At 39.1% G+C, this 24688-nt stretch carries 20 protein-coding genes and 1 riboswitch; of the genes, 7 read left to right on the top strand and 13 right to left on the bottom strand.

Features of this window, described 5'->3' with window-relative positions; genetic code table 11:
* Positions 1-153 precede the first annotated feature (153 nt).
* On the bottom strand, positions 154-1161 hold the full coding sequence (locus tag HORE_RS02710) for a YkvI family membrane protein (protein ID WP_012635459.1): 1008 nt from the start codon (positions 1159-1161) through the stop codon (positions 154-156).
* Positions 1162-1516: 355 nt separating this feature from the next.
* Here HORE_RS02710 and HORE_RS02705 point away from each other — a divergent pair, with 355 nt between their 5' ends.
* Together HORE_RS02705 and HORE_RS02700 are read left to right on the top strand one after the other, a co-directional pair.
* On the top strand, positions 1517-2971 hold the full coding sequence (locus HORE_RS02705; RefSeq protein ID WP_012635458.1) for an amino acid permease: 1455 nt from the start codon (positions 1517-1519) through the stop codon (positions 2969-2971).
* Positions 2964-4124 (top strand): DNA-methyltransferase, encoded by a 1161-nt coding sequence (locus HORE_RS02700; RefSeq protein ID WP_012635457.1) that lies wholly within the window; start codon positions 2964-2966, stop codon positions 4122-4124. Before HORE_RS02705 ends, HORE_RS02700 begins: the two co-directional genes overlap by 8 nt.
* A 38-nt stretch (positions 4125-4162) precedes the next feature.
* On the opposite strand, the gene HORE_RS02695 is transcribed toward HORE_RS02700, so the two are convergent.
* The gene (locus HORE_RS02695) at positions 4163-4666 is read right to left on the bottom strand and encodes a KdsC family phosphatase (protein ID WP_012635456.1); all 504 of its coding nucleotides are present in this window, start codon (positions 4664-4666) and stop codon (positions 4163-4165) included.
* A 99-nt stretch (positions 4667-4765) separates the two neighbouring features.
* On the opposite strand from HORE_RS02695, the gene HORE_RS02690 reads away from it, so the two are divergent.
* A complete protein-coding gene (locus HORE_RS02690; protein WP_012635455.1) occupies positions 4766-5221 on the top strand; it encodes a ferritin family protein in 456 nt (151 codons plus the stop codon).
* Positions 5222-5293: 72 nt separating this feature from the next.
* Here HORE_RS02690 and lplA read toward each other — a convergent pair whose 3' ends face one another.
* From lplA to HORE_RS02655, 7 genes are all read right to left on the bottom strand, one after another.
* Complete coding sequence (gene lplA / locus HORE_RS02685) at positions 5294-6292, bottom strand: lipoate--protein ligase (protein ID WP_012635454.1); 999 nt, start codon at positions 6290-6292, stop codon at positions 5294-5296.
* A gap of 15 nt (positions 6293-6307) precedes the next feature.
* Positions 6308-8131, bottom strand: a complete 1824-nt coding sequence (locus HORE_RS02680) for a ferrous iron transporter B (RefSeq protein ID WP_012635453.1) — start codon at positions 8129-8131, stop codon at positions 6308-6310.
* A 38-nt stretch (positions 8132-8169) separates the two neighbouring features.
* Positions 8170-8412: a FeoA family protein gene (locus HORE_RS02675; protein ID WP_012635452.1), complete on the bottom strand. Its 243-nt coding sequence runs from the start codon at positions 8410-8412 to the stop codon at positions 8170-8172.
* Positions 8413-8569: 157 nt separating this feature from the next.
* Positions 8570-11605, bottom strand: a complete 3036-nt coding sequence (locus HORE_RS02670) for an efflux RND transporter permease subunit (protein WP_012635451.1) — start codon at positions 11603-11605, stop codon at positions 8570-8572.
* A 1-nt stretch (position 11606) separates the two neighbouring features.
* Positions 11607-13136, bottom strand: coding sequence for an efflux RND transporter periplasmic adaptor subunit (locus HORE_RS12320; RefSeq protein WP_012635450.1), 1530 nt, complete (start codon positions 13134-13136; stop codon positions 11607-11609).
* Positions 13123-14538 carry a TolC family protein gene (locus HORE_RS02660; protein WP_012635449.1) on the bottom strand — a complete coding sequence of 472 codons (1416 nt, stop codon included), beginning with the start codon at positions 14536-14538 and terminating at the stop codon, positions 13123-13125. The genes HORE_RS12320 and HORE_RS02660 overlap by 14 nt, the downstream gene beginning before the upstream one ends.
* Positions 14539-14544: 6 nt before the next feature.
* Complete coding sequence (locus HORE_RS02655; RefSeq protein ID WP_012635448.1) at positions 14545-15129, bottom strand: TetR/AcrR family transcriptional regulator; 585 nt, start codon at positions 15127-15129, stop codon at positions 14545-14547.
* Between the two features lie 229 nt (positions 15130-15358).
* Here HORE_RS02655 and HORE_RS02650 point away from each other — a divergent pair, with 229 nt between their 5' ends.
* From HORE_RS02650 to HORE_RS02635, 4 genes are all read left to right on the top strand, one after another.
* The gene (locus HORE_RS02650) at positions 15359-16606 is read left to right on the top strand and encodes a putative DNA modification/repair radical SAM protein (protein ID WP_012635447.1); all 1248 of its coding nucleotides are present in this window, start codon (positions 15359-15361) and stop codon (positions 16604-16606) included.
* A gap of 99 nt (positions 16607-16705) precedes the next feature.
* Entirely contained in the window at positions 16706-17449 is a 744-nt protein-coding gene (locus HORE_RS02645) for a TIGR03915 family putative DNA repair protein (protein WP_012635446.1), read from the top strand.
* Between the two features lie 150 nt (positions 17450-17599).
* Entirely contained in the window at positions 17600-19000 is a 1401-nt protein-coding gene (locus tag HORE_RS02640) for a deoxyribodipyrimidine photo-lyase (protein WP_012635445.1), read from the top strand.
* Positions 18990-19964, top strand: a complete 975-nt coding sequence (locus HORE_RS02635) for a YbgA family protein (RefSeq protein WP_012635444.1) — start codon at positions 18990-18992, stop codon at positions 19962-19964. Before HORE_RS02640 ends, HORE_RS02635 begins: the two co-directional genes overlap by 11 nt.
* Before the next feature lie 307 nt (positions 19965-20271).
* On the opposite strand, the gene HORE_RS02630 is transcribed toward HORE_RS02635, so the two are convergent.
* From HORE_RS02630 to HORE_RS02615, 4 genes are all read right to left on the bottom strand, one after another.
* On the bottom strand, positions 20272-21573 hold the full coding sequence (locus tag HORE_RS02630; RefSeq protein ID WP_012635443.1) for an NCS2 family permease: 1302 nt from the start codon (positions 21571-21573) through the stop codon (positions 20272-20274).
* 102 nt (positions 21574-21675) lie between these two features.
* Positions 21676-21777, bottom strand: a riboswitch (purine riboswitch).
* Positions 21778-22089: 312 nt separating this feature from the next.
* Positions 22090-22770: a hypothetical protein gene (locus HORE_RS02625; RefSeq protein WP_012635442.1), complete on the bottom strand. Its 681-nt coding sequence runs from the start codon at positions 22768-22770 to the stop codon at positions 22090-22092.
* A 106-nt stretch (positions 22771-22876) separates the two neighbouring features.
* The gene (locus HORE_RS13030) at positions 22877-23602 is read right to left on the bottom strand and encodes a hypothetical protein (RefSeq protein WP_012635441.1); all 726 of its coding nucleotides are present in this window, start codon (positions 23600-23602) and stop codon (positions 22877-22879) included.
* A 99-nt stretch (positions 23603-23701) separates the two neighbouring features.
* Positions 23702-24682 (bottom strand): ABC transporter ATP-binding protein, encoded by a 981-nt coding sequence (locus tag HORE_RS02615; protein WP_012635440.1) that lies wholly within the window; start codon positions 24680-24682, stop codon positions 23702-23704.
* Between the last annotated feature and the right edge of the window lie 6 nt (positions 24683-24688).

Here is a 24688-nt window from a genome sequence, read left to right as displayed (position 1 = left end):
CCATACAAATACGGGGGCCCGGGCCCCCGTATTTTTGATTTTCTCTCATAATAACTACTATATTATTTGTATAGTAAAATATTTTTGATAGTAAGATATTTTTTTGATAAAAAAAGTTTAAACTATAAAATTTTGATTATTTTCCCACCAAACTTATCTGTTCCGGACCCGCCGGTACATCCCCAGTGTTAAACCTCCCAGCAGGAGTAAACCAGCATAACCTACTGCCGGGTAGAGGTAGCGTACCAGGTTGGAAAAACCAAGCTGACTGGTTATAAATGCAGCAACCCCGGTTAAAATAATGTATGTCCGGTATTTCTTACCTTCTGGATCGGTAAGGCGGGCTACAAAACCATAAAGGTTACCTACCGCAGTAGTATAAATCTCTGCCAGTAAGATACCACTGTAAACGAGCTGAAACCAGGGAGCAAAATTACCGGCTACATAAATCATGGGAATCTCATATTCCAATACCCGGGGTATATTAAGCAGTATCGCTAAAAGGATAAACATGGCCCCCAGTCCTAAACCCACTCCACCAAAAATAGCACCATACTTTAGCTTTCTCTTATCATTTACCCTGCTCCCGAGGGGAGCCAGAACTGCTACAGCAAGTACAATATTATAGGATGCATAAACAACTGAGGATAAAGCCCAGTGTGGCACCGGAGCCCTCCCCGGAAGAGCCTGATGGAGGTCAGCTATGTTTACCGGTAAAGCCCCTATAACTGATGCTATGGTAGCCAGAAAAACACCTGTTAAAAGCAGGGGAACTACAAAACTAATGGCAGAAATAACTCCGCCAATTCCGAATAAAGTTGTCAGTATTGAGGCTCCGATCATAGCAATATTCCCCCACAGGGAAGGAATACCAAACTGCTCCAGGAAAATAGCCCCTGACCCGGCCACCATTGCTGTTAAAGCACCAAAGAGAAAAAAAGTAATAACCCCATCAATAACTTTACTCAACCACCGGCCCCCGGCATAACGAATCACCTCAAGATGAGAACGGGCCCTGTATTCCCTGCCCAGGCTTAAGATGATATATCCATAAATAACAAATAACATAATCGTTAAAACCAGGCCGCCAAATCCCCCGAGACCATAAAAACCAAAAAACTGAAGGACCTCCTGACCTGAAGCAAAACCGGCTCCGACCACTGTCCCGATATAGGTTGCCGCAATCTGAAAGGTAGTAAACCTCCCCCCGTGGTCTCTCCATCATTTGTCTTTACATCTACTCCCTTTATTTCATTACCTTTTAACACGTCTATCACCCCGTCTTATTATAAACTCTATTAATGGGCTTAATTCATTATTGAATTTACAAACATAAATTATAACATGAAAAATTTAGATTATATTTATATTATAAGTAAATAACATCACTAAAAATCAAATATGAAAGGTCCCTGAACCAGTCTTAAATTATTTTGAATAAAATTGTCAATATCTTAAATAATACTAATAGCCCCTTTATTATATAGCCCTTTAATTATAGAGGAGGATACAAACTATGCCCGAAAATAAACACGGACTAACATCTTCCCGGCTAACCCTGCTTGCTCTGGGAACAGTAGTCGGGGGCTCCTTTTTTCTGGGGTCAGCTATTGCCATTAAAAATGCAGGACCCTCAATCATAATCTCCTACCTTCTGGGTGGCGCCCTGGTCTATGTAATTTTATATTCCCTGTCTGAAATGACTACCAGTGATCCCACAGCCGGTTCCTTCCGAAACTACTGTGAGAATATGTATGGACCCATGGCTGGGTTTGTAGTAGGCTGGTTATACTGGACAGGTCTCGTTCTGGCCATGTCCAGCGAAGCCATTGCTGTTTCGGCTTTTTTAAAAAAATGGTTTCCCCAGGTATCCCTCCCTGCTTTAGGAGCAGTAACTATTATCGCAGTTACCATTATAAATTTACTCGGAGTTGAAAAACTGAGCACCCTGGAAAGTGGCCTCGCTGTTGTTAAGTTGCTGGCTATTGTCGGTTTCATTGTCCTGGCCTTATTTCTGGTTGCCGGTTTATTACCCGGCCGTTCCCCCATCGGGGCCGGAGAATTACTCAATGAACCCCTGTTTCCCCGGGGGCTGGCCGGAATTGCTGGTAGTATGCTCATAGTCATATTTACCTATGCTAGATTTGAAATTATTGGACTTGCTTCCAGTGAGACCATAAATCCCCATAAAACAATTCCCAGGGCGATAACATATACCGTAGCAGGACTGGTCGGTTTATATACCCTGGCCATAATCTTTTTGCTCCCCCTTATTCCCACTGCCCGGTTATCGGAAGAAGTAAGCCCCCTGGTCGCAGCCCTGACAAGAAGTGGCCTGGGATGGGCCGGTGATGTTATAAATATCGTCCTCATAACAGCTATTTTATCAACTATGTTAGCTGCTACCTTCGGTATTGCAAGGATGCTTCGTTCACTGGCCGATGAAGGCCATGCCCCTGGTTTTTTAAGGGATAAGGGTGATATCCCTTACCGTGGGATTATCTTTTCCGGGCTTTCTATGCTAACAGCCCTGGTTTTAGGTTTTATTCTGCCCCGGAGGATTTACCTCTTTCTTGTCAGTTCGGGTGGATTTGCCTTCCTCTTTGTCTACCTGGTTATTCTGGCTACCCACTATAAATTCAGGAAAATATACGGATGTCCCGATGAAGGTAAATGCCGTGTACCCGCTTACCCTTACACTACTATTACCTCCTCGATAGGACTTTTATTAATCATACTAAGCATGCCTTTAATCCCGGGGCAGGGCTCAGGATTATATGCCGGGCTGATTCTTGTTTCCGTATATACAGGAATATATATAATAAAAGAGCCTGAGAAGGCCCGACAGTTTTTTACCGGAATTAACTTAAACTTATCACATAAAAATGTATTGACTGAGTTCTCAGATGAAATAATACCTGAAGATAAATTAAATGGGAAGGAAGATAGCGGGGGGAAAAACAATGAATGACAGTAGTACCTGTAATGACAATAATATTAACAATTATAAAATAATCAGGTTAAAACATAAATCTAATTTGCACTCTTCAGAAATTAAAGCCATTGACTATATAAATAAATTCTTTAACCAGGATAACTTCTACATTGAGGTAAATCCCGGCTCCGTAAAGATTTATTTAAAAAAACTCGACATGAAAAAGCTGGGTCGGTTAATTAAAGAAATAAACGATACCAGTCCTTTTCTTCTCAAAATATACCGTACTATAAAAAATATAAAAAGCTATGTCATTGAAAATAACAAAAGGGTTTATGTAGACTATAACAGAGAAAAAAAAGTTAAAAACAGAAAGAAAAAGGAAAGAAACAGGCAAAAATATTTTTATGCCAGAAATCATAATTTTAATGTCATTAATCAACCATTACCTGAAAAATATATAAATAAAATTATCTGTGGTGACAGTGAACAAATACTTAAAGAAATACCTGATAACAGTATAGATCTCATTCTTACTTCCCCGCCATATAACTTTGGACTTGATTACAAAGATTCACGGGATGGCTATTACTGGAAAAGTTATTTTAGTAAGTTGTTTTCCATTTTTAAGGAATGTATCAGAATTCTCAAATATGGCGGCCGGATAATCATCAACGTCCAGCCCCTCTTTTCAGATTATATCCCCACCCACCACCTGATCAGCAACTTTTTTATAAAAAATAAGATGATCTGGAAGGGAGAAATCCTCTGGGAAAAAAATAACTACAACTGCAAATATACAGCCTGGGGTAGCTGGAAAAGCCCCTCAAGTCCTTATTTAAAATACACCTGGGAGTTTTTAGAGATCTTTGCAAAGGGTAGTTTAAAGAAAAAAGGAGATAAAAAAAATATTGATATTACAGGAGAGGAATTTAAAGAATGGGTTTCGGCCAGGTGGTCGATTGCCCCGGTCCGTAATATGAAAAAATACCAGCACCCGGCAGTATTCCCCGAGGAACTGGTTTATAGAGTCCTGAAGTTATTCAGTTATAAGGGTGACGTTATCCTCGATCCCTTTAACGGAACAGGAACCACTACAGCAGTCGCCCACAGACTTAAAAGGAATTATCTGGGGATTGATATCTCACCTGATTACTGTAATACAGCCCGTGGCCGTCTTAATCCATAGCCATCTTTAAACGACCATCCTGAAACCAGTTATAAAACTCAGACAGGATTTGATCTGGCTTCCAGGATAAGGTCAATAACTTCACGGACAGCCCCGCGGCCCCCTTCCCTGTCAGTAACATAATCTACCATTTCTTTTACTGCACTGACCCCATTTTTCACTGAACAGGCAAAACCGACTTCTTTTAAGACATCCAGGTCCGCAATATCATCGCCTATGTAAGCAACCTCTTCATTCTTTAAGTTATATTTGTTACACAGCTTTTTATAAATAATTAATTTATCATTTACTCCCTGATAAACCTCACCGATGTTAAGCTCCTTGGCCCGCCTGTCTACAGCTTTAGATATCCTTCCGGTAATAATGGCAACTTTAAGCCCGGCCTTCTGGGCCCTTTTTATACCCTGTCCATCCTGAACATGAAAAAATTTAAATTCTTCACCATTGTTACCGAGAACAATCCTCCCATCGGTTAAAACTCCATCAACATCTGTGATTATCAAATTAATCCGGGCAGCCTTTTCTACAATAGTTTTATCCATATTGTATCCCTCCCTTTGAACAAATAACACCTATTAACAGTATACTATTATAAAATATTATTTTAAATATATTTTCTACTATTTTTAGGAGGTGACACCATGAATAGTAACTTTGAACCACAACAGGTCTTTAACCCCCCTCTGGAAATAACCCTGGAATTAATCAGTCGGGCTGTTGCCGGAGAAACCACTGACAGGAGATTTTATCGATACCTATTAAATGCTGCCCCCAATGAAAAGGAAAGGGCGATTATTTCCGGGATCAGGGAGGATGAATTAAGGCATTATGAACTTTTCCGTCAGATTTACAGGGATATAACCGGTAGAAATCCCGTTCCCCTGGGTGATGATGAATTTGAAGAACCAGAAAACTATCTGGCCGGAATTGAAGAAGCCAAACTTGGAGAAATAGAAACAGCAGCCAAATACCGACAGATTTATTATGGACTTAGAACCCGGGAGCACCGGGATAAACTCTTTGAAATAATAACAGATGAATTACGTCATGCCGACCTTTATGATTACCTATATACCCGGAACTTTTTAAACTTTTAAAACAACCTGCTGTAAAAAAACAGGCAGGGTATTAACAATCCTGCCTGTTTAACCAATATTAGTCCTGCCTGCTTAACTAATCTTATTTTTAAGCCATGTTAATAAATCATCAATAATATTTTTTCCTTCTTCTTCCTTTAGTCCTGTTAACCTATTATTTATATCGCCAAACCTGAAGGGAACTCCCTTTAGTGATGAAGCAATTTTGCGAATAAGGTCAGACTCCATAGCATCTGAATAAATAGTTGACTCCGTTATGACACCATTTTTAAGGGCAAGGTTCAGTTCAATACCTCCCCAGTCAAACCTGTTGACCAATTTTATATCAAATTCCGGGGTTCTTCCATACCTCCATTCCCAGGAAGAATACTTCTGGTATAACTTATCCAGTTCTGGTAGCTTTTCAGGGTTTATCTCCTCCGGACTGGTTTCTATATTGTCACCATAGGCCTTTATAAAACTTTCTTCCATTAATTTTTTCATTTTTTCAATATTTATATCGGGGTTTACTTCCTTTAGATTAATTACCCGGGCCCTTACAGAATCAACTCCTTTGGATCTTATCTTGTCACTGGAAACCTGAAGATACCTCATCAGTTTACTAAAATCAGAATTTACCAGAATTGTACCATGGTGATATGAAGAGCCTTTAGCTTTATAAAAAGCATTACCTGAAAATTTCTTCCCCTGAACAACGAGGTCATTCCGGCCCGAAAATTCTGCCTCAATACCGGCCATCTTGACTGCATTTAAGATAACATTTAACTGGTGTTTAAGGTCATATAAGCTGTCTTTCATTAAAAATGTAAAATTTAAATTCCCCAGGTCATGATAAACAGCCCCACCACCGGACAGCCGGCGGGCCAGTTTACCCCCCTCTTCTTCTAATAGTTTACAACGACATTCCTTCCAGGCATTCTGATTACGGCCAACTACAACCGTATTATCATTCTGCCAGAGGTAAAGAATGACCTCATTGTCACTAACCCCATTTAGGAGATATTCCTCAAGGGCCAGATTATACCAGGGATTAAATGATTGTGAATAGATTATCTCTGGTTTAAACTCCATACCTGACTCCCTTCCTTATCCTTTAAAACTATCCTCTTTAATATTATTACCTCCCGATTGAGGTAAATACCTGTAAATAAGGAAAAATGTTATTAAAATTAAAGACCAGCCTGTTATTGAAATTCCACCATTATGATAAAACAGGTTTAAAAAGCCTCCGACAACTAAAGTAGTAAATATCATAATCATGCTTGACTTAAGCATATCAATAATTCCCAGTTCCCTGATCAGGACAAAAAAGGTTGCAGCACAGGGAAAATAAATAACTAAAACAGTACTGGCAATAACCAGCTGTTTAACAGAAAGACCAAGGGGGATCAGCATTCCAACAGCCAGATCCTTTCTTAAAAAACCCAGCAGGAGGGCTATAACCGCCTCGTCAGGGACACCAAATATGGTATTAAATAATCCCCCAAACAATCCAGTTATTATTTCAAAACCCCTGGAAAAGTACAGGATATTTACCAGAAAAACCCCTAACAGAACATAAGGAACAGCCTCCCTTAAAAAGCTAATAAAACGCATCCACAACTTTTTAAGTGTAGTTGCCGGTCCCGGCATTCTCAGAGGGGGTATCTCCAGTAATAAATCCGTACTGAACCCTGGCGTTATTTTATTTAATATTAAACCAACCATCATCCAGACAATAAATAACATCCCGAATACTGTAAATATATACCTGTTCCCGTACCTGCCCAGAAGGCTAACTATCATGGCATTCTGGGACATACAGGGAATAGCAATACTCATCAGTGTTGCTGTAATAAATTTTTCCCGTCTGCTTTCAAGGGAACGGATAGCAAGGGCAGCAGGGACATTACAGCCAAAGGCAAGCACCATGGGAATAACCGAAAAACCGTGCAAACCGACCCGGTGCATAACATTATCAGTAAGAACTGCCAGACGGGGTAAATAACCGGAATCCTCTAATAAACCGAGTACCAGATAAAAAGATACAATATAGGGTAAAACAGCCCCCAGGGGAATAAACAGGGCTGTCGTCAACAGCCCAAAAGACTGTTCAAAATCTATTTGCCCATTTATTGTCTGTCCTATCAGGATATTATATAAAAAACTACCTTCATTAAGTAAATTACCAATGTAAATCACTACCGGTTTATATATAATTTCAAAAAATGGTTCAGTAACATAAGTTATCAATCCTTCACCAATAAACCTTATAATAAAAAATAAAACTGACAAAATTATAAAAGCTATTGGAATCCCACTTAAGGGTCTAATTGATAGTTCATCAAACCAATCAAGCCAGGTATGATGACGATGGTGGATCTGTTGAACCTGTTCTACTATCCTTCCAATCTCCTTCCAGCGTTCCCCTTTTGTAAGGGGGGTTCTTTGCGACACTTCCCGGTAATCAAAGTATTTTATTAAATCACGAATTCCATTTCCTTTGATGGCTTCAGTGGGGATAACCGGAACCCCGAGTAGTTTTTGCAGTTTATCAACATCTATTGTTATACCCTTGTGTCGGGCCTCTTCAAACAGATTTAAGGCAACTATAACTGGAATATCCCTTTCGAGCAGCTGTAATGTCAGGTTTAAGTTTCTTTCCAGGTTTGTGGCATCAACTACATTGATTATCAAATCACCTTTTTCAAGCATGTCCACTGCTACTTCTTCAGCCCTGTTGTTGGGTTTAAGGGAATAAGTTCCAGGAACATCAATTATCTTAACCATCTTTTCCTGCCATTTAATGTAACCTTCAGTAAATTCAACCGTGGTATTGGGATAATTTGATGATGTCACCCTGGTTCCAGTTAACCTGGAAAAAATTATGCTTTTCCCAACATTGGGATTACCTACTAATAGTACATTCATATCTGCTTCCTCCATCCTGACTTATTTCATTGTCTTTATTATTCAGGAATCTCAACAATAATCTTATCAGCCATACCATTTCCGATAGCAATCCTGGTATTTCCTACCTTAACTGTCACCGGCCCCTTCATAATCATTCCACCAATTTTGGTTATCTTTTTCCCTTCTCTAATCCCCAGAGCGTCCAGTTTTGATTTAAAACTATGTCCTCCAATTAACCGGACAACTGTTCCTGTTTCTCCCTGTTTTAACTTATTCAAGGATACTTTCTTTGTCGACAACTTTAACCACTCCCTGTAAATGAGAATGAATATCATTTAAATTTATAATTTAACTAATTAGTTCTCCTTTTAAAGTATGATACCACAATATATTTAAAAATGCAATTAAAATAAAAAAAAGCCCTATCCTGTAACAAGTAACAGGATAGGGCCACAATTATGCTTCTTTTTCCACAGTAAATACTGAATAGAGTACCGGAACGATAAACAGGGTTAAAATTGTGGATACAGCAAGACCCCCAATAACCACTACTGCCATGGGTTCCTGAACTTCAGTACCTTCTCCAATTCCCAGGGCCAGTGGTAATAATCCTAAGATAGTAGTTGAAGCTGTCATTAAGACCGGCCTTAACCTGACGGGTCCTGCTTCCAGTATCGCTTCTTTGAGGGAGTGCCCTCTCTTCCTCAGGGTATTGATATAATCAACAAGAACTATAGCGTTATTGACAACAATTCCAGCCAGCATGATAACCCCGATTATAGCTGGTACAGAAATATGATTCCGGGTTATAAATAGTCCAAGCACTACCCCGATTATAGACATGGGTACGGTAAACATTATAACCAGGGGATATAAAAATGATTCAAACTGGGCTGCCAGAACCATATATACTAAAACGACTGCCAGAATAAAAGCAAATGCAAGGCTATCAAAAGAACTCATCATCTCTTTAAACTGACCACCATACTCTATTTCATAACCGTCAGGCAACCTGACATTATTAGAGATTTTTTTCTGGATTCTTTCCATTGTTGTACCCAGATCAACCCCAAAAAGGGAGGCAGTTATACTGGCATACCGGACCTGATCATCCCGTAATATTTCAACAGGTCCCTTTTCAATATCCAGACTGGCTATATCTTTAAGGGGAACCTTAAAACCAGCAGAAGAGGTAATTAATAAATCTTCTAATTCCTCCGGTGTTGTCAGTTCATCATCCTTTAATTTAACCCTGATATCAAATTCTTCTCCCCCGACTTCATACCGGGTCACAGTTCTTCCATCAACTGCAGTCTTTACAGCAGTTGCCACTTGACTTACCCGTAGTCCGTAACGGGCTGCCAGAACCCGGTCTACATTAATATGGAGTTCTGGCCGACCCCGGGTAATACTATCCTCTATTTCCCTGACACCAGGAACCGTCTTCATCTGCTCTTTTATTTGCTTCACCAGTCTTTCAAGCTGGTTTAAGTCATCACCCTTAACCATAATGGATATTGGTTTATTACCCATTCCAGCAGCCATATAATCCAGAGCTTCAATTTTAATATCAACCCCGGGGTAAACAAGCTTTTCCCTTAATTCCTCCATAACCTCTGATGTAGAGCGTTCCCGTCTTGAAAGGTCCTTTAGCTGGACATAAATAGAGGTAGTTTCTGGACTGGGGCTTGTGATCATCTGCCCGGATGTTCCTATACTGGCCAGAATTGTCTTGACTTCAGGAATTTTCAATACTTCTTCTTCAATTCTTGCTGAAACCTTATCTGTTATGTCCAGGCTGGTCCCCAGAGGTAATTCTGCCGTAATGGTAAACTGTCCCTGATCCATCTCCGGAATAAATTCGGCCCCGATCAGGGGAATTAAGGTTAGACTGGCCACAAAGACAATGACCAATCCCAGAACTACTTTCTTTTTATTCCCCAGGCACCACCTTAACATATCCCGGTATTTATCTCTGGTTTTTTCAAGGAATTTTTCAAACCGTGATACTTCTTTGTTGTTTGCTGATGCTATAATCTTTGATGATAACATAGGAATCAGGGTTAAAGCTACTGCCAGGGAAGCCAGTAAGGAAAAGGTTACAGTCAGGGCCAGTTCCTTAAACAACTGGGAAGCTATCCCCTCTACATAAACAATCGGCAAAAAGACTATAATCGTCGTCAGGGTTGAAGCAGTAATGGCCATACCTACTTCAGTACTCCCCCGGCTGGCTGCTTTAACCTTTCCCAGGCCTGCCTGGTGATATCTGAATATATTCTCCAGGACTACAATGGCATTATCTACAAGCATACCGATACCAAGGGCCAGACCACCCAGGGTCATCATATTCAGGGTTAAACCCCCAAAGTAAATCAACAAAAAGGTGGTAATTACTGAAACCGGAATAGCAGTGGCAATGATTAAAGTACTGCTAAAATTCCTTAAGAAATAGAATAGTATTAACACCGCCAGTATCCCACCAATTATAGCATTTAATCCCACATTACCGATAGACCTCTCGATATAATCTGCCTGATCCATAATTGGAATTATGGTTAGACTACCATTGGTTTCTTCCTTCAGGGATGCTAATTCCTTTTTTATTCTGCTGGACACCTTTACCGTATTGGCATCTGTCTGTTTTTGAATTAATAAAACCACACCCGGTTCTTTATTCATTCTGGCTTTACTATCGACCTTTTTGAAGGTATCTTTAACAGTGGCTATATCCTTCAAAGGAACACTCCCACTGGAAGTAGGAATAAGAATATTTTTAATGTCATCAAGGGATTTAAACTTACCGGTAGTCCTGACAAGGAGTTCCCTGTTTCCTCTCCTGACCGAACCTCCAGACAGGTTTATATTTTCCATTAAAAGACTATTAACAACACTGGTAAAAGCGACATTATAATTTTTCATCTTATCCCTGTCAAGGGATACCAGTATAATCCGTTCTTTTCCCCCGATTAATTCAACTGAAGCAACCCCCTGTAATCTCTCCAGACGGGGTGCGATATTGTCATCAATATATTTCTTTAAAGAAGCCAGATCCATTTCACCGGAAACCCCAAGTTCCATAACCGGCATCAACGAGGGATCAAACTTGAAAATAAGGGGATTACTGGCCTCATCGGGTAAATAATCCTCCATCAGGTCTATTTTTTCCCTCATATTCATAGTGGCTTTATCCATATCTGTCCCCCAGTCAAACTCCACTAAAACTGTTGACTGGTTCTTACCCGACGTTGAGGATACAGTTTTAATATTGGTCACAGAAGCAAGGGCCTGCTCCAGTGGTTTAGTAACCATATTCTCTACCTCATGAGGTCCAGCACCTTCATATTCTGTTATAACTGCAGCAATGGGAAAAGACATATCGGGAAAAAGATCAAGGTTTACCCTTGTCAGGGAGATAAAACCCAGCAGGACTGCAAGTAAAACTATCATTGTTGTTGTAACCGGTCTTTTTATTGCCAGATCAGGTAATTTCATTTTAGTTCACCACCTTAACCGGAGCCCCATCGGTAAGTTTATACTGGCCCTTGACTACAACTCTTTCATCAGGATTCAAACCATCAATGACCTGAACTTCTGTATCGTTAATTAAGCCCGTCTCAATAAATCTCTTTTCAGCCTTACCGTTATTAACTACAAATATATAGGGTTTTTCTTCCAGGTCAAGAACAGAATCTACCGGGACAACTACCCCACGATTTGACTCTTTTAACGTAAGGTAAACCCGACAATACATTCCCCCTTTAATCATATTTTTCGAATTGGGGATAACTACCTTAACAGGATAGGCTCTGCTCCGCGGATCTACATCAGGAGCAATTGTCTCTATTTTACCTGTCATAGACATATTAGCCAGTGGAAGGATCTCTACTCTTACTAGATCACCTGTCTCTAAACTGGTTACTGTACTGGCTGATACCTCAATTTCAGCATACACTTTATCAAGGTTAACAACCTTGATAACAGGATTTCCTGGAGGGGCCATCTCACCTTCATTAATATTAACAGCAGCAATAAGTCCCGGAAACGGGCTTTCTAAGACACTATCCCTGAGTCTAATGTTGGCCAATTCCAGGGCAACTTCAGCCTGTTCCACCTGGGCCCGGGCTGACTGTAAATCCTCCTCTTCAGCCCCCATTAGAACCTGGTCCAGGTTGGCTTTAGCAATCTGGAGGTTGGCTTTGGCCACTTCATACTGGGTTTCAGCATTTAAAAGCTGCTGTTCCAGGGACCGGGGGTTTTCATAGATTTCTTTAACCAGATTATACCCTTTAAGGGCCCCCTCATAATTGACCTTAGCCTGTTCCAGTCCCAGTTCAGCCGACTTGAGAGCAGATTTTGCATTTTCATACTGGGTTTTAACTTTATCAAATTCACTTTCAGTAATTACTCCCTCTTCATAGAGGTACTCCATCCTCTTATAACTCTTTTCCGCCTGTTCATAACTTACTTCAGTCTGCTTCAGTTGCTCCCGGGCCAGTTCCAGCTTTTTAGAGGCAGTGTCCAGCTTTGTCCTGGCTGCTGTAAGCTGCTGTTCCTGACTTGTTTTATCCTCATACATATCTTTTATTATATTCAAGGCTTTTCTGGCTCCATTATATGAAGCAAGGGCCTGGTTATAGGCACCACGAACTTTTTCAACATCTTCTGGACTGGCTCCATCCTTTATTTTTTTGAAAGAAGCCCTTGCCATGGCAAGTTGAGCTCTGGCCTGCTTTACCTGGGCCTTTAATTCTTCCTGTTCAAGCTTTAACAGGGGTTCACCTGCTTCAACCCTTTGACCAACCTCAACCAGAATCTCATCAACTATTCCGCCTGTTTTTGTTGATAAATTAACCACCTGATAGGGTTTTATAACCCCGGTAACAGATTCCTCAACCCTGATACTTTTAACCCCGGGCTCAATAACACTAACCGGTATTTGAGTCTCACCAAATACCTGCCCGCTTAATAACGTAACTAACATTAAAAACATTAAAGTAACTATTACTGGTTTATTTGGTTTCATTGTTAACTACCTCCTCAACAAACTCTCCAAGTCTTCCGGTTTTATATAACAGTTCATACATGGCCAGTTTATAATTAAACTCAGCCTGAAGGAGTCCCAGTTTACTCTGCCGATACAACAACCGGGCATTCATAACATCAAGATTGGTGACCATTCCTACTTTATACCTGCTATTAACCAGTCTTAAATTTTCCTGCGCCTTGTTTAAATTCTGGTCTTGAATAACAACATTTTCTTCAAGTTCATTTATTTTGTTAAAAACATTTGTTACTTCAACCTCAACCATTTCTGAAACATATTGCTTTTTCTCTCTGATCTTATCAAATTCATTATTAATCTTTTTGAGTCTCTTTCCCGATTTACCACCCTGAAACAGGGGTAGACTCCCACTTATGGTAACTGTCCATTCAGGGTCTTCAAATTTTAACTCCTCACCCTGCCAGGAATAGTTTCCACTGACCATAAAACTGGGCCAGTTGCTTCTTTTTTCCATAGTTATATTGTTTTTTATCATCTCTTCATTGATGGATAACATTTTTAAATCAGGCCTGTTCTCTTTAGCTAATTTTATGAGACTGGACAGATCATTTATATTTACTTCAGGTTTAAACTGAGGCTTCTTAAGTATAACCTCTTGCTCCTTCAAAACACTTTTATCCAGCCCGGACATTACATATAATTGTTTCAGGGCAAGTTTATACTGATTTTTTACCTTCTGGAGACGCTGCCAGGCTTTATTTTCTTCAATCTCCACCTGGAGAAGATCTGTCTTTAAAATAGTTCCGGCTTCAATACCGGCCCTGATTACCTCTTTTTGCTCCCTGATCAGGTCCAGGCCCTCTTCTTCAACCTGTAGCCGGTCTGATAACAGCAAGGTATTATAATAGGTGTTAATGAGCTGGTACAGGGTATCTTCCTTTTTCTGCTCCAGGACACTTCTAGCCAGTTCAACACCCTTTCTGGCCTGATCTATCCCCAGAAGCAACCTCCCTCCCATAAACAGGGGCTGGTTTAAGGTGATAGTAGTTGTATAATTATCCTGAGGACCTTCAATCATTTCAGGATATAAGTATACAATATCACTGTCGGGATATTCTCCCGGGATACCGGTCTCTACACGTTGATACTGAAAACCCGGGACCTGTGGTGGCTCCCCTAACCTGGTATAGGCCGACTGCAGGTTTACTTCAGGTAAAAGGTTACGCCAGGAAATGCTCAAATCTAACCTGGCATTTTCCAGATCCAGTCTTGTATTCTTAATATCCGGGTTTTCCTTTAGTCCTGCCTGTAATACTTCAGTTAATGTAAGTACTTCTTCAGCATATATTTTATCCAGAGGTACCAAAATACTGAACATCATTAAAATGACAATAAAATAAATATACCTTTTATTTAAAAACATTCTTTTTTAATCCCCCTTCCCCAATCCTTTCATAATAAAATCAAAACTGAAACCGAGCAGCTCCTCTATATCATCTTCAGTATCACATAATAAAGCTGGAGTCATACCATTTATTATACCTATAATAGCGGCAGCAGCGTGTCTGGTTGAAACCTCTCTAAATTTCCCTTCATTTATCCCCTGCTGTATCACCATTTCCAGACTGTTAATAATTCTGTACCTGGTTTCAAATAATTCTCGCTTAAACTCTCTTCCCAGTTCATCACTGGAGAATAATGCCCTGATTATTCTTTTATTATTGGAAAGATGTTTCAGTCCTGTTTCAATAAACATTTTTATAAATTCTTCAGGTGAAGTCTCCTCTTTTACCCATTTATGTATCTTGTCTTCAATAATTTTACCACCGGTTTTTATTAATTCCTTAAATAGTTCCTGTTTACTGTCAAAATACCAGTACAGGGTCCCTTTGCCTACTCCGGCTTCTTTAGCAATACTGGACATGGAAGCCTCATGGAACCCCCTCTCGGCAAATAAATTCCTGGCAGCCTTCAATATTTCATCTCTGGTAGTTAATGCTTCCTGCCCTTTCATGCTATCTCCTCCTGGTATATTCTTCTCGACCTACCGGTCAGTCAATTATTATTTTAACACTATTTTTAATTTATGTCAAAAAAATTAATGTTTTTAACAGAACAATTTATGTATTAAACAGGTTACAATACAATATATAAATGATACTAACTGATTGAATATGACTGATAATTAACTAATTGCTACCTAAACAAATGTATGTTATAATTAGCTTTGATGGGGTGGTTATATGGAAATTTTGCAAAAAATTAAAATTCTATCAGCAGCTGCCAGATACGATGTCTCCTGTTCTTCAAGTGGTAGCAGGAGAAGAAACTCTCCTGACGGCATGGGAAATACTGCCTCAGGTGGAATCTGTCATAGCTGGTCAGATGACGGACGCTGCATCTCCCTTCTCAAAATATTATTCACCAATTACTGTATCTATGATTGTGCTTACTGTATAAACAGGATTTCAAATGACATACCCCGGGCCTCATTTACACCTGAAGAAGTGGCCAGAATCACTGTAAATTTTTATAAACGAAATTACATTGAAGGCCTGTTTTTAAGTTCTGCTGTTCATAAAAACCCTGATTACACTATGGAAAGACTGGTTAAAACAGCCAGACTTTTAAGGAAAGATTATAAATTTAATGGATACATTCATCTCAAGGCTATTCCCGGTGCTGATCTACAATTAATCAACGAAGCCGGTCACTATGCTGATAGATTAAGTGTCAATATAGAATTACCAACCCGGAAAACCCTTAAGAAATTAGCCCCACAGAAAAAAGTTGAAAATATTGTCACCCCCATGAAGTTTATTGGAAAAAATATCAAAACCAACAAATATGAAAGAAAAAAGTTCAGAAATGCCCCCTCCTTTGTCCCGGCGGGTCAAAGTACTCAGCTGATAGTAGGGGCCAGTCCTGAACCAGATTACACTATATTAAAACTATCTGAAAATCTTTATAAAAAATATTACTTAAAAAGAGTCTACTACTCTGCCTATATTCCAGTAGCTAAACATCCCCGGCTTCCGGCCCTTAAGAAACCACCTTTACTGAGGGAGCACCGCCTGTATCAGGCTGACTGGCTAATCCGTTTTTATGGTTTTACCTCCAGGGAATTACTGACACCGGAAAAACCAAATCTTGATACCAGGTTTGACCCTAAAGTAAACTGGGCCCTGAATCATTTCTATCTCTTTCCGGTTGAGATCAATACTGCCCCCTACGAAACTCTCCTGCGGGTGCCTGGAATTGGCCTTAAATCAGCCCGGAGAATTGTTAAGGCAAGAAAGGAAGCCCACCTGAACTACTTTAATCTATCTAAACTTGGAGTAGTCCTCAAACGGGCCCGCTTTTTTATAACATGTAAGGGTAAATATTACGGAGGTATTCCTTTTGAGAAGGACTTAATAATGGACAGACTTTCAGGTAATGATTTATCCAGTACTTCCGTGCAGCTATCTCTTTTTACCTCTGGCCCATAATCTCTTATTGATTTCGATATATACTTTCAGTTTACTACAAATCAAAACTCCCTTTGACTATTTAAAGTATTTTTTTAAACTGATAAAGGAGGATGCCCGGTGGTTATTTACCTTTATGATGGTTCCTTTGAGGGCTTAATGACAGCAATTAATCATGCCCTTGAAAATAATATTGAACCGGACCGGATTGTCAGAAAAAACTCTTATAACAATAGTTTATTTTCTAAACCTGTTTATATTAAAACAGATCAGGAATTATCCCTTAAGCTATCTACAGAACTTAAAATCAGACTGGGACAACGGGCTTTAAAAGAGATTTATTACAGCTTTCTATCTGAAAAACCCAATGTTGAAAAAAATATATACCACTATATTAAACTTGGTCTTGTTAAAGGGAAGGATATTCATAATGTCCTGACTGATGAGTGGGTATTGGAAGTAAAAAAAATGGCCAGAAAGGTAAGCAGAGAATCACATCGTATGCTTGGTTTAATCAGGTTTAGAAACCTCCCAGAAGATATATATTATGCCCCCATCAAACCCGATTTTAATATACTGACTATTCTTGCTCCCCACTTTGCCCGGAGGCTTCCGTCCCAGAAATGGGTTATTCATGATAAAAAAAGGGAACTGGCCGCTATTTATAATAAAACAGAATGGTTAATCGGGGATCTTTCTTCTGACCTTAAAATTCAACCAGATAACGAAGAACTTGCCTTTCAAAAGATGTGGCAGGAGTACTTTAAAAGTGTTGCTATACCCAACAGGAAAAATAAAAAACTTCAGAGACAATTTATGCCTAAAAAATACCGGGAATATCTCATTGAGAATCCTGAGAGCTAATATATCGTCTTATATATATATTTTCGCAACTGGTTTTTCTGATTTGAAAACTGCACAGTAACTTCCGTATCCCTGTCCTTCAGTTTATTATAAAAAAATAACTGGTTCTCTTTTTAAAAAATTCTCTTACATAGTTCAAAGGTGAATAATATGATACATAATAGTAGAATAAAACCCCTTAATAAAAAGAATATAAATCCACGCGGGGAATATATTCTATACTGGATGCAGGCCTCCCAGAGAACAGAGTACAACCATGCCCTGGAGTATGCCATCATCGAGGCCAATAAATCCAATAAACCACTGCTTGTCTATTTCGGGATTGATACCTCATTCCCGGAGGCTAATCGACGCCATTATCAATTTATGCTGGAAGGGTTACAGGAAGTAAAGAAATCCCTCTATAACCGGGGAATAAAAATGATTATTGAATCCGTTCCCCCCGACAAGGATATTTTAAAGTTTGCAGAGTATGCCTCTCTCCTGGTAGTAGACAGGGGTTATCTTAAAATCGAACGAACCTGGCGAAATAATGTGAGCCAACAGATTGACTGTCCACTGATCCAGGTTGAAAGCAATGTAATAGTTCCTGTTGAAGTGGCCTCTTCTAAAGAAGAATATGCTGCCTATACCATCAGAAAAAAACTATACCGTAAGTTGCCTGAATTCCTCCATCCCTTACATACCAGGACCATCAGGGTAAGCTCCCTTGACCTGAAGCTATCATTTATAAACTATAAGGATATTCCCCTTGATAATGTTACCCTGTGCCTTGATAGATTAAAAGTTGACAATACTGTACCGGAAGTTAACTTATACCGGGGTGGCACTACCCGTGCTCTGGCTTTATATAACGATTTTTTACATAATAAAATTAAAGACTACCATGAATACCGGAATGATCCTGTTAAAAACTGGATTTCCAACATGAGCCCCTACCTCCATTTTGGACAGGTCTCACCCCTGCACCTAATTATTAAGGGGAATAACTATTGTAAAAAACATGAAATAGATAAAGGCTTTAAAGAATTTTTTGAGGAGCTTGTAATCAGGAGGGAGCTATCTTTTAATTTTGTATATTATAACCCTGATTATGATTCTATTAAATCTCTCCCGGACTGGGCTAAAAAAACTCTGAAAGAACATGAAAATGACACCCGGGAATTTAGCTATTCACTTCAGGAATTGGAAGATGCTAAAACCCATGACCCTTACTGGAATGCTGCCCAGAAAGAACTTTTACTGACAGGTAAAATCCATGGGTATATGAGAATGTACTGGGGCAAAAAAATACTGGAATGGACTTCCTCACCTGACCTTGCCTATAAATATGCCCTGTACTTAAATAACAAATATGCCCTTGATGGTCGTGACCCCAATGGGTTTGCCGGGGTAGCCTGGTGTTTTGGTAAGCATGACCGTCCCTGGCCCGGGTGTAATATATTTGGAAAGGTAAGGTATATGAGTTCCGGTGGTCTTAAAAGAAAATTTAAAATAGACTTATATTTAAAAAGAATACATAACCTTGAGGAGGCATCACATGTTGGATAATCAATTTCCTAAACCAAATGTAGTTGTCAGTAAATGCCTCGGTTTTGAGGCCTGTAATTATAACGGTCACCAGTTTAATAATAAATTTATATCCATGCTTAAACAATTCGTTAATTTTATCCCTGTCTGCCCAGAAACGGCCATTGGCCTACCATCCCCACGTCAATCATTACGCCTCATCGCCGATGGAGATGAGGTCAGACTGGTTCAACCTGCCGAAGACAGGGACCTGACCGGGGACATGCTGTCTTTCAGCCATGATTTTTTAAATTCACTCAATGATGTTGAGGGTTTCATTTTAAAAGAAAGGTCTCCTTCCTGTGGTTTGAAAGATATAAAAATTTATCATAAAGAGATCAACAATGTTACTGGAAAAAAGACTTCCGGTCTCTTTGCCGGAGCTGTGCTTGCAACCTTTCCTGATACAGCTATTGAGAGTGAGGGGAGATTAACCAACCTCAGGATCAGAGAACATTTTTTAACCAGACTCTTTACCCTTGCCCGTTTCCGCGAGACAAAAAAACAACAAACAATGGGGGGGTTAGTAAACTTCCAAACCATTAATAAATTCCTTTTTATGGCCTATAACCAGAAAGAAATGAGAATTCTGGGAAAGATAGCAGCCAATAATGAAAAACTACCGGTATCTGAGGTCTTTAAAAAATATGAAAAACACCTTAATAAATTACTATCCCGCCCTCCCAGATATAACTCTAATATCAATGTTCTGATGCACGGGCTGGGGTATTTTTCCGATGAATTGACAACTGAAGAAAAAGCCTTTTTCCTGGACACTCTCCAGAAATTCAGAAACAAAAAAGTGCCCCTCAGTGTCCCCCAGAATATTATCAGATCCTGGGCTATAAAGTATAAAGATGATTATTTACTCAAACAGACTTACTTTGCCCCCTTTCCCGAAGAACTAATTGCCCGGACCGATTCCGGCACTCCCAAAAACTTTTAATTTACAAATCTTCTACCTCTCATTGAAAATAAATAATTTCTGGTTTTTATTGAAAACACCTGATACAGGAATTCAATAAAAGAAAAAACCGGGGTTTTTCAAAACCCCGGTCTTGCATTTTGTTTTTCTGCATCATATCTTATAGAATGTACTTTTACATTTTGCTTTTCCATTGTGCTATTATATTTTGCTTTTGTATTGTTTTTATAATAATCTTAACTATAATCTATTTAATCTATTCAATTACCATAACTCACGATTATCCCAATTTCAGATATATTTTAGATATTTTACTTAAATAATTTACTTAAACCCAGACATAGTATGCTATAAAGATAACCCCGAGCACATAAACCAGCCAGTGTACTTCTTTTTCTTTACCGGTAAATAATTTAATCAGTGGATAGGTAATAAAACCCAGAGCAATACCGTTGGCAATGGAGTAGGTTAAGGGCATAGCAATCATGGTAATAAAAGCCGGTAAGACTTCAGTAAAATCTCCCCAGTCTAACTTGGTTATATTGGACATCATCATTGTTCCCACAATAATTAACGCGGAAGCAGTGGCAGCACCGGGAACAATGGCAACCAGTGGTTTAAAGAAAAGGCACAGGAAGAAGAGTATAGAAACAACAACACCGGTTAGACCGGTCCGACCACCTTCAGCAACACCGGAAGCGGATTCGACATAGGTGGTTACAGTACTTGTCCCAAAAATAGCACCACCGGTGGTACCAATAGCATCTGCCAGTAAAGCCCGGCTTGCTTTGGGCAGGTTACCATCTTCATCGAGGTAACCGGCCTGCTGACTAACCCCGACCAGGGTTCCAGCTGTATCAAACATATCTACAAACAGGAAGGTTAATAAAACTGCAATCATACCAAAATTCAGGGCCCCGGCAATGTCAAGTTTAAATAATACCTGTGACCATTCTGCCATTCTGGGCATAGCGATAATATCTTCCGGAGGTGTTGTTACTCCATTTAAAAGTCCAAAGACAGTAGCCACAATAATACCGATTAGCAATGACCCTTTAACACCCCTGGAGTGCAAAATACCGGTAACTATGATGCCAACCAGGGCTACAAGGGCCGGACCTGTAAAGATGTTACCAATGGTTACTAATGTATTGGGATCATCGACAACTATTCCCGCATTCTGCAAACCAATAAAGGCAATAAAAAGTCCAATACCGGCACTGATGGCGGTTTTTAGTCCCATGGGGATAGAATTTACAATCATTTTTCTAACAGGTAAAACACTTAACACAATAAAAATAATACCTTCCAGGAATATTAATCCAAGGGCTACCTGCCAGCTAACCCCCATACCTTTAACAACGACAAAAGCAAAAAAGGCATTTAACCCCATCCCGGAAGCCAGAGCAAAGGGATAGTTAGTCAAAAAGGCCATACATAATGTACCCAGGATAATACCGGCTATAGTAGCAATAAATACACCATCAAAAGGCATCCCCGCTCCATTATGCAAAATTGAGGGGTTTACAAAAATAATATAGGCCATGGTCATAAATGTGGTAATACCTGCGGTAACTTCTGTGGAGACACTGGTGTTATTCTCCTTTAGCTTAAACATCTTTTCTAACATTAATAGAACCTCCTATCTTTTTTATCATACCTTTTTTATTAAAAAAATATAAAAATCCGGATAAGTGATCCCACACGAAGGATACACCTATCCGGATACATTCATCCCAGGTGTTTCCCCCGTAGTCGAACAGTTTACGGCCGTCCGGTAGAAACTCGTGGACCATATCTCCACAATTATACGAGGCAAAATACAATGATATATAACAAATTTTGATATAATATGTTAACTCGACACTAATATTATAAGAGAATAACATACAAAAGTCAAGAATAAATACGAACGTTTTTTATATTTTTTATTCATTGTTCGCTTTTTAATTGTGTAACAAACAAAATCCAATAAAATAAAAAAGCTGCCAGCCCCTGTGAGGCCGCAGCCTTAATATGGTAATTATTATTGCTACCTGATTTAATATAAGTTTTTTAAAATCTAATTTTTTAATTAAGTTTTTTATTTCCCATTTAAAACTTAAATCTCTTTATTCAACTTCATCGCTACCCTGTTCCAGGATTATTAAACAACTATTTCGCCAGGAAATTCTACTTTGGTTAAGTCACCCCTGAGATATACTTTTTCAATACCAATAGGTATCTTATTAAGTAGAACAGTTCTTTTACTGACAATCAAGTCTACTTCATCTTCAAAAATATTCTTTAGTGTTTTACCAGGTTTTTCTAGTGTGATAACATTATTCATAAATTGTAAACGATTAATTCCTTTTCGGCCCAGAAGATCATAAATTGAATCCAGGTTTTTTACCCTCTCCCGGTTGATATCCTTCTCCATAAAGGTAACCAGTTCATGGAGACAATAAGGTGTCTCATCTACATACTGAACCTGGTATATCTTTATAAGCTCATCCCCCTCTTTTATCCTTTTTATCTCGGGGAAACGGCTTTCATCCTCGGATTCAACCATTATTTTACCTGAATTTAAATTATTGTAGCTGTACTCTTCCCTTAATGTAACTTTTGCCTGTAACTCCTGATAATTTGTATTTTCAAGCCTTTTCTCCATATTCCTGGCATACTTCTCTCTTAACTTCATCAAAGATATATTGGCTTCTGATAATATCGTTCTAACATACCGTGGTGTGGTCTGTACATATTCAGCAATATCACTTATTTTAAGGAAAGGATCACTCTGGGCAAAGTTAATTATCTGTTCCTTTTTTGTTAACTCATCTACAGGCATTTTCAAACCCCCTCAGTTCATTTTTCATCAATTTCTAATCCTATTATGGACATAATGTTTAAAATTTATACATGAAAAATGAAACTGAGGTAAGGTTGAACTTCATTCAGCCTGCCAGGTTCTTTCTATCTATAATTAAGCCCCGATTATATGAAAACGAAAGGGTTACCTGTTTAGAATTGAAATACGCCAGAAACAGGGCTATTTCATCATCATTGTCCTTTAAAATTTGTTTAACCCTGAATACAGGGGAAAGCGGCGGTAATTTTAATGTTGCAGCCAACTGAGCATTAGAGATCTCCACATCTATTATAATATCTGAAACCTGTATTTTACTGGACTCCAGACACCTGCATATTTTAGTATACAGGTCATTAGCAAACAAATCTTCTTTGCCTTTGAGAAATTTTTCTTCAAAAGCCTCATTATTAAAGATGATTGTACTGACTGACCAGGGTGTTTCTTTAAGCAAATGTAGATATGACTGGTAAAAATATTCCCTATTTAAATCCCCTGATAAATTATCTAAATCCTGTGGATTATTGAATAACAATTCATCTTTTGATAATGGTTTCACTTTTGAAGAAAAAGCAACATTCAACAACTGCCCCAGAAGTAATTTTTCGGATATTTTTGTATTTTTATCTTCCATTTTACGGGCATACTGCTCCCGTAACTCCATCAGGGATAAATTGGCTTCAGACAAAATCGTCCTGACATAACGTGGGGTTGTATTGGCTTTTTTAGCCAGTTCCTCTATTTTAAGAAAGGGATCTCTCCTGGCATTTTCCAATATTTTTTCCTTCTTGGTCTTCCAATCAAAATTACTCATCTACGCGTCATCCCCTTTAAAATAAGACCCTGAATAAAATTCAGGGTCTGTTATGCTTATTTCTACTCACCTACTCTCTCCTGACAATATACATTTGCTTTAATCTAAAAGGTGACAGGCAGCAAAATGCCCGTTACCGTAATCTTTAAATTCAGGTTCAACCTGACTACAGATGTCCATGGCTTTTGGACAACGTGGATGGAAGCGGCAACCGGAAGGTGGATCTACCGGACTGGGCACATCACCTTTTAGAACTATCCTTTTCTTATCATAATTTGGATCAGGAATTGGTATTGCCGAGAGTAATGACTGAGTATAGGGGTGTAACGGATTATCATAAATGTCTTTTTTATTGGCTAGCTCCACTATTTTACCTAAATACATAACAGCTACCCTGTCACTTATGTGTTTAACAACACTTAAATCATGAGCTATAAAAAGGTATGTTAACCCATACTGTTCCTGTAAATCCTGCAGGAGGTTAATAACCTGGGCCTGAATAGAAACATCAAGGGCAGATACAGGCTCGTCAGCGATTATTAACCTGGGGTTAACAGCCAGTGCCCGGGCCACCCCGATACGCTGTCTCTGTCCTCCACTGAATTCGTGAGGGTAACGATTCATCTGTTCTTCATTTAATCCTACATTGGATAAAAGTTCTTTAACCTTTTCATACTTCTCGTTTTTATCTGTGGCAAGATTATGAATATCTAAAGGCTCACCGACAATGTCAGCAACCTTCATCCTCGGGTTAAGAGAGGCATAAGGGTCCTGGAAAATAATTTGCATTTCTTTTCTCATTTCCCTTAATTCTTTCCTGTCCAGGGAAAGAACATCCTTACCTTCAAACTCTACTCTCCCTGATGTAGCCTCCAGTAAGCGTAAAATGGTCCGTCCGGTTGTGGATTTACCACAGCCGGATTCACCAACCAGACCTAATGTTTCGCCCTCTTTTATATCAAAGCTGATATCATCAACTGCTTTAACATAGCCTACTGTTTTTTTGAAAACACCGGCCTTTACAGGGAAGTATTTTTTAAGGTTTCTAACTTTCAGTAATACATTATCCGCTTCTGCCAAACTACT

The organism is Halothermothrix orenii H 168, assembly GCF_000020485.1.
Classification (GTDB): Bacteria; Bacillota; Halanaerobiia; order Halanaerobiales; family Halothermotrichaceae; genus Halothermothrix; species Halothermothrix orenii.
This window is presented reverse-complemented; position numbering and strand designations above follow the sequence as displayed.

What these genes read in the sequence shown, in the direction of transcription:
- HORE_RS02705 (WP_012635458.1), top strand. Translation starts at nt 1,517, where the DNA reads ATGCCCGAAAATAAACACGGACTAACATCTTCCCGGCTAACCCTGCTT.
- HORE_RS02700 (WP_012635457.1), top strand. Translation starts at nt 2,964, where the DNA reads ATGAATGACAGTAGTACCTGTAATGACAATAATATTAACAATTATAAA.
- HORE_RS02695 (WP_012635456.1), bottom strand. Translation starts at nt 4,666, where the DNA reads ATGGATAAAACTATTGTAGAAAAGGCTGCCCGGATTAATTTGATAATC.
- HORE_RS02690 (WP_012635455.1), top strand. Translation starts at nt 4,766, where the DNA reads ATGAATAGTAACTTTGAACCACAACAGGTCTTTAACCCCCCTCTGGAA.
- lplA (WP_012635454.1), bottom strand. Translation starts at nt 6,292, where the DNA reads ATGGAGTTTAAACCAGAGATAATCTATTCACAATCATTTAATCCCTGG.
- HORE_RS02680 (WP_012635453.1), bottom strand. Translation starts at nt 8,131, where the DNA reads ATGAATGTACTATTAGTAGGTAATCCCAATGTTGGGAAAAGCATAATT.
- HORE_RS02670 (WP_012635451.1), bottom strand. Translation starts at nt 11,605, where the DNA reads ATGAAATTACCTGATCTGGCAATAAAAAGACCGGTTACAACAACAATG.
- HORE_RS12320 (WP_012635450.1), bottom strand. Translation starts at nt 13,136, where the DNA reads ATGAAACCAAATAAACCAGTAATAGTTACTTTAATGTTTTTAATGTTA.
- HORE_RS02660 (WP_012635449.1), bottom strand. Translation starts at nt 14,538, where the DNA reads ATGTTTTTAAATAAAAGGTATATTTATTTTATTGTCATTTTAATGATG.
- HORE_RS02655 (WP_012635448.1), bottom strand. Translation starts at nt 15,129, where the DNA reads ATGAAAGGGCAGGAAGCATTAACTACCAGAGATGAAATATTGAAGGCT.
- HORE_RS02650 (WP_012635447.1), top strand. Translation starts at nt 15,359, where the DNA reads ATGGAAATTTTGCAAAAAATTAAAATTCTATCAGCAGCTGCCAGATAC.
- HORE_RS02640 (WP_012635445.1), top strand. Translation starts at nt 17,600, where the DNA reads ATGATACATAATAGTAGAATAAAACCCCTTAATAAAAAGAATATAAAT.
- HORE_RS02635 (WP_012635444.1), top strand. Translation starts at nt 18,990, where the DNA reads ATGTTGGATAATCAATTTCCTAAACCAAATGTAGTTGTCAGTAAATGC.
- HORE_RS02630 (WP_012635443.1), bottom strand. Translation starts at nt 21,573, where the DNA reads ATGTTAGAAAAGATGTTTAAGCTAAAGGAGAATAACACCAGTGTCTCC.
- HORE_RS02625 (WP_012635442.1), bottom strand. Translation starts at nt 22,770, where the DNA reads ATGCCTGTAGATGAGTTAACAAAAAAGGAACAGATAATTAACTTTGCC.
- HORE_RS13030 (WP_012635441.1), bottom strand. Translation starts at nt 23,602, where the DNA reads ATGAGTAATTTTGATTGGAAGACCAAGAAGGAAAAAATATTGGAAAAT.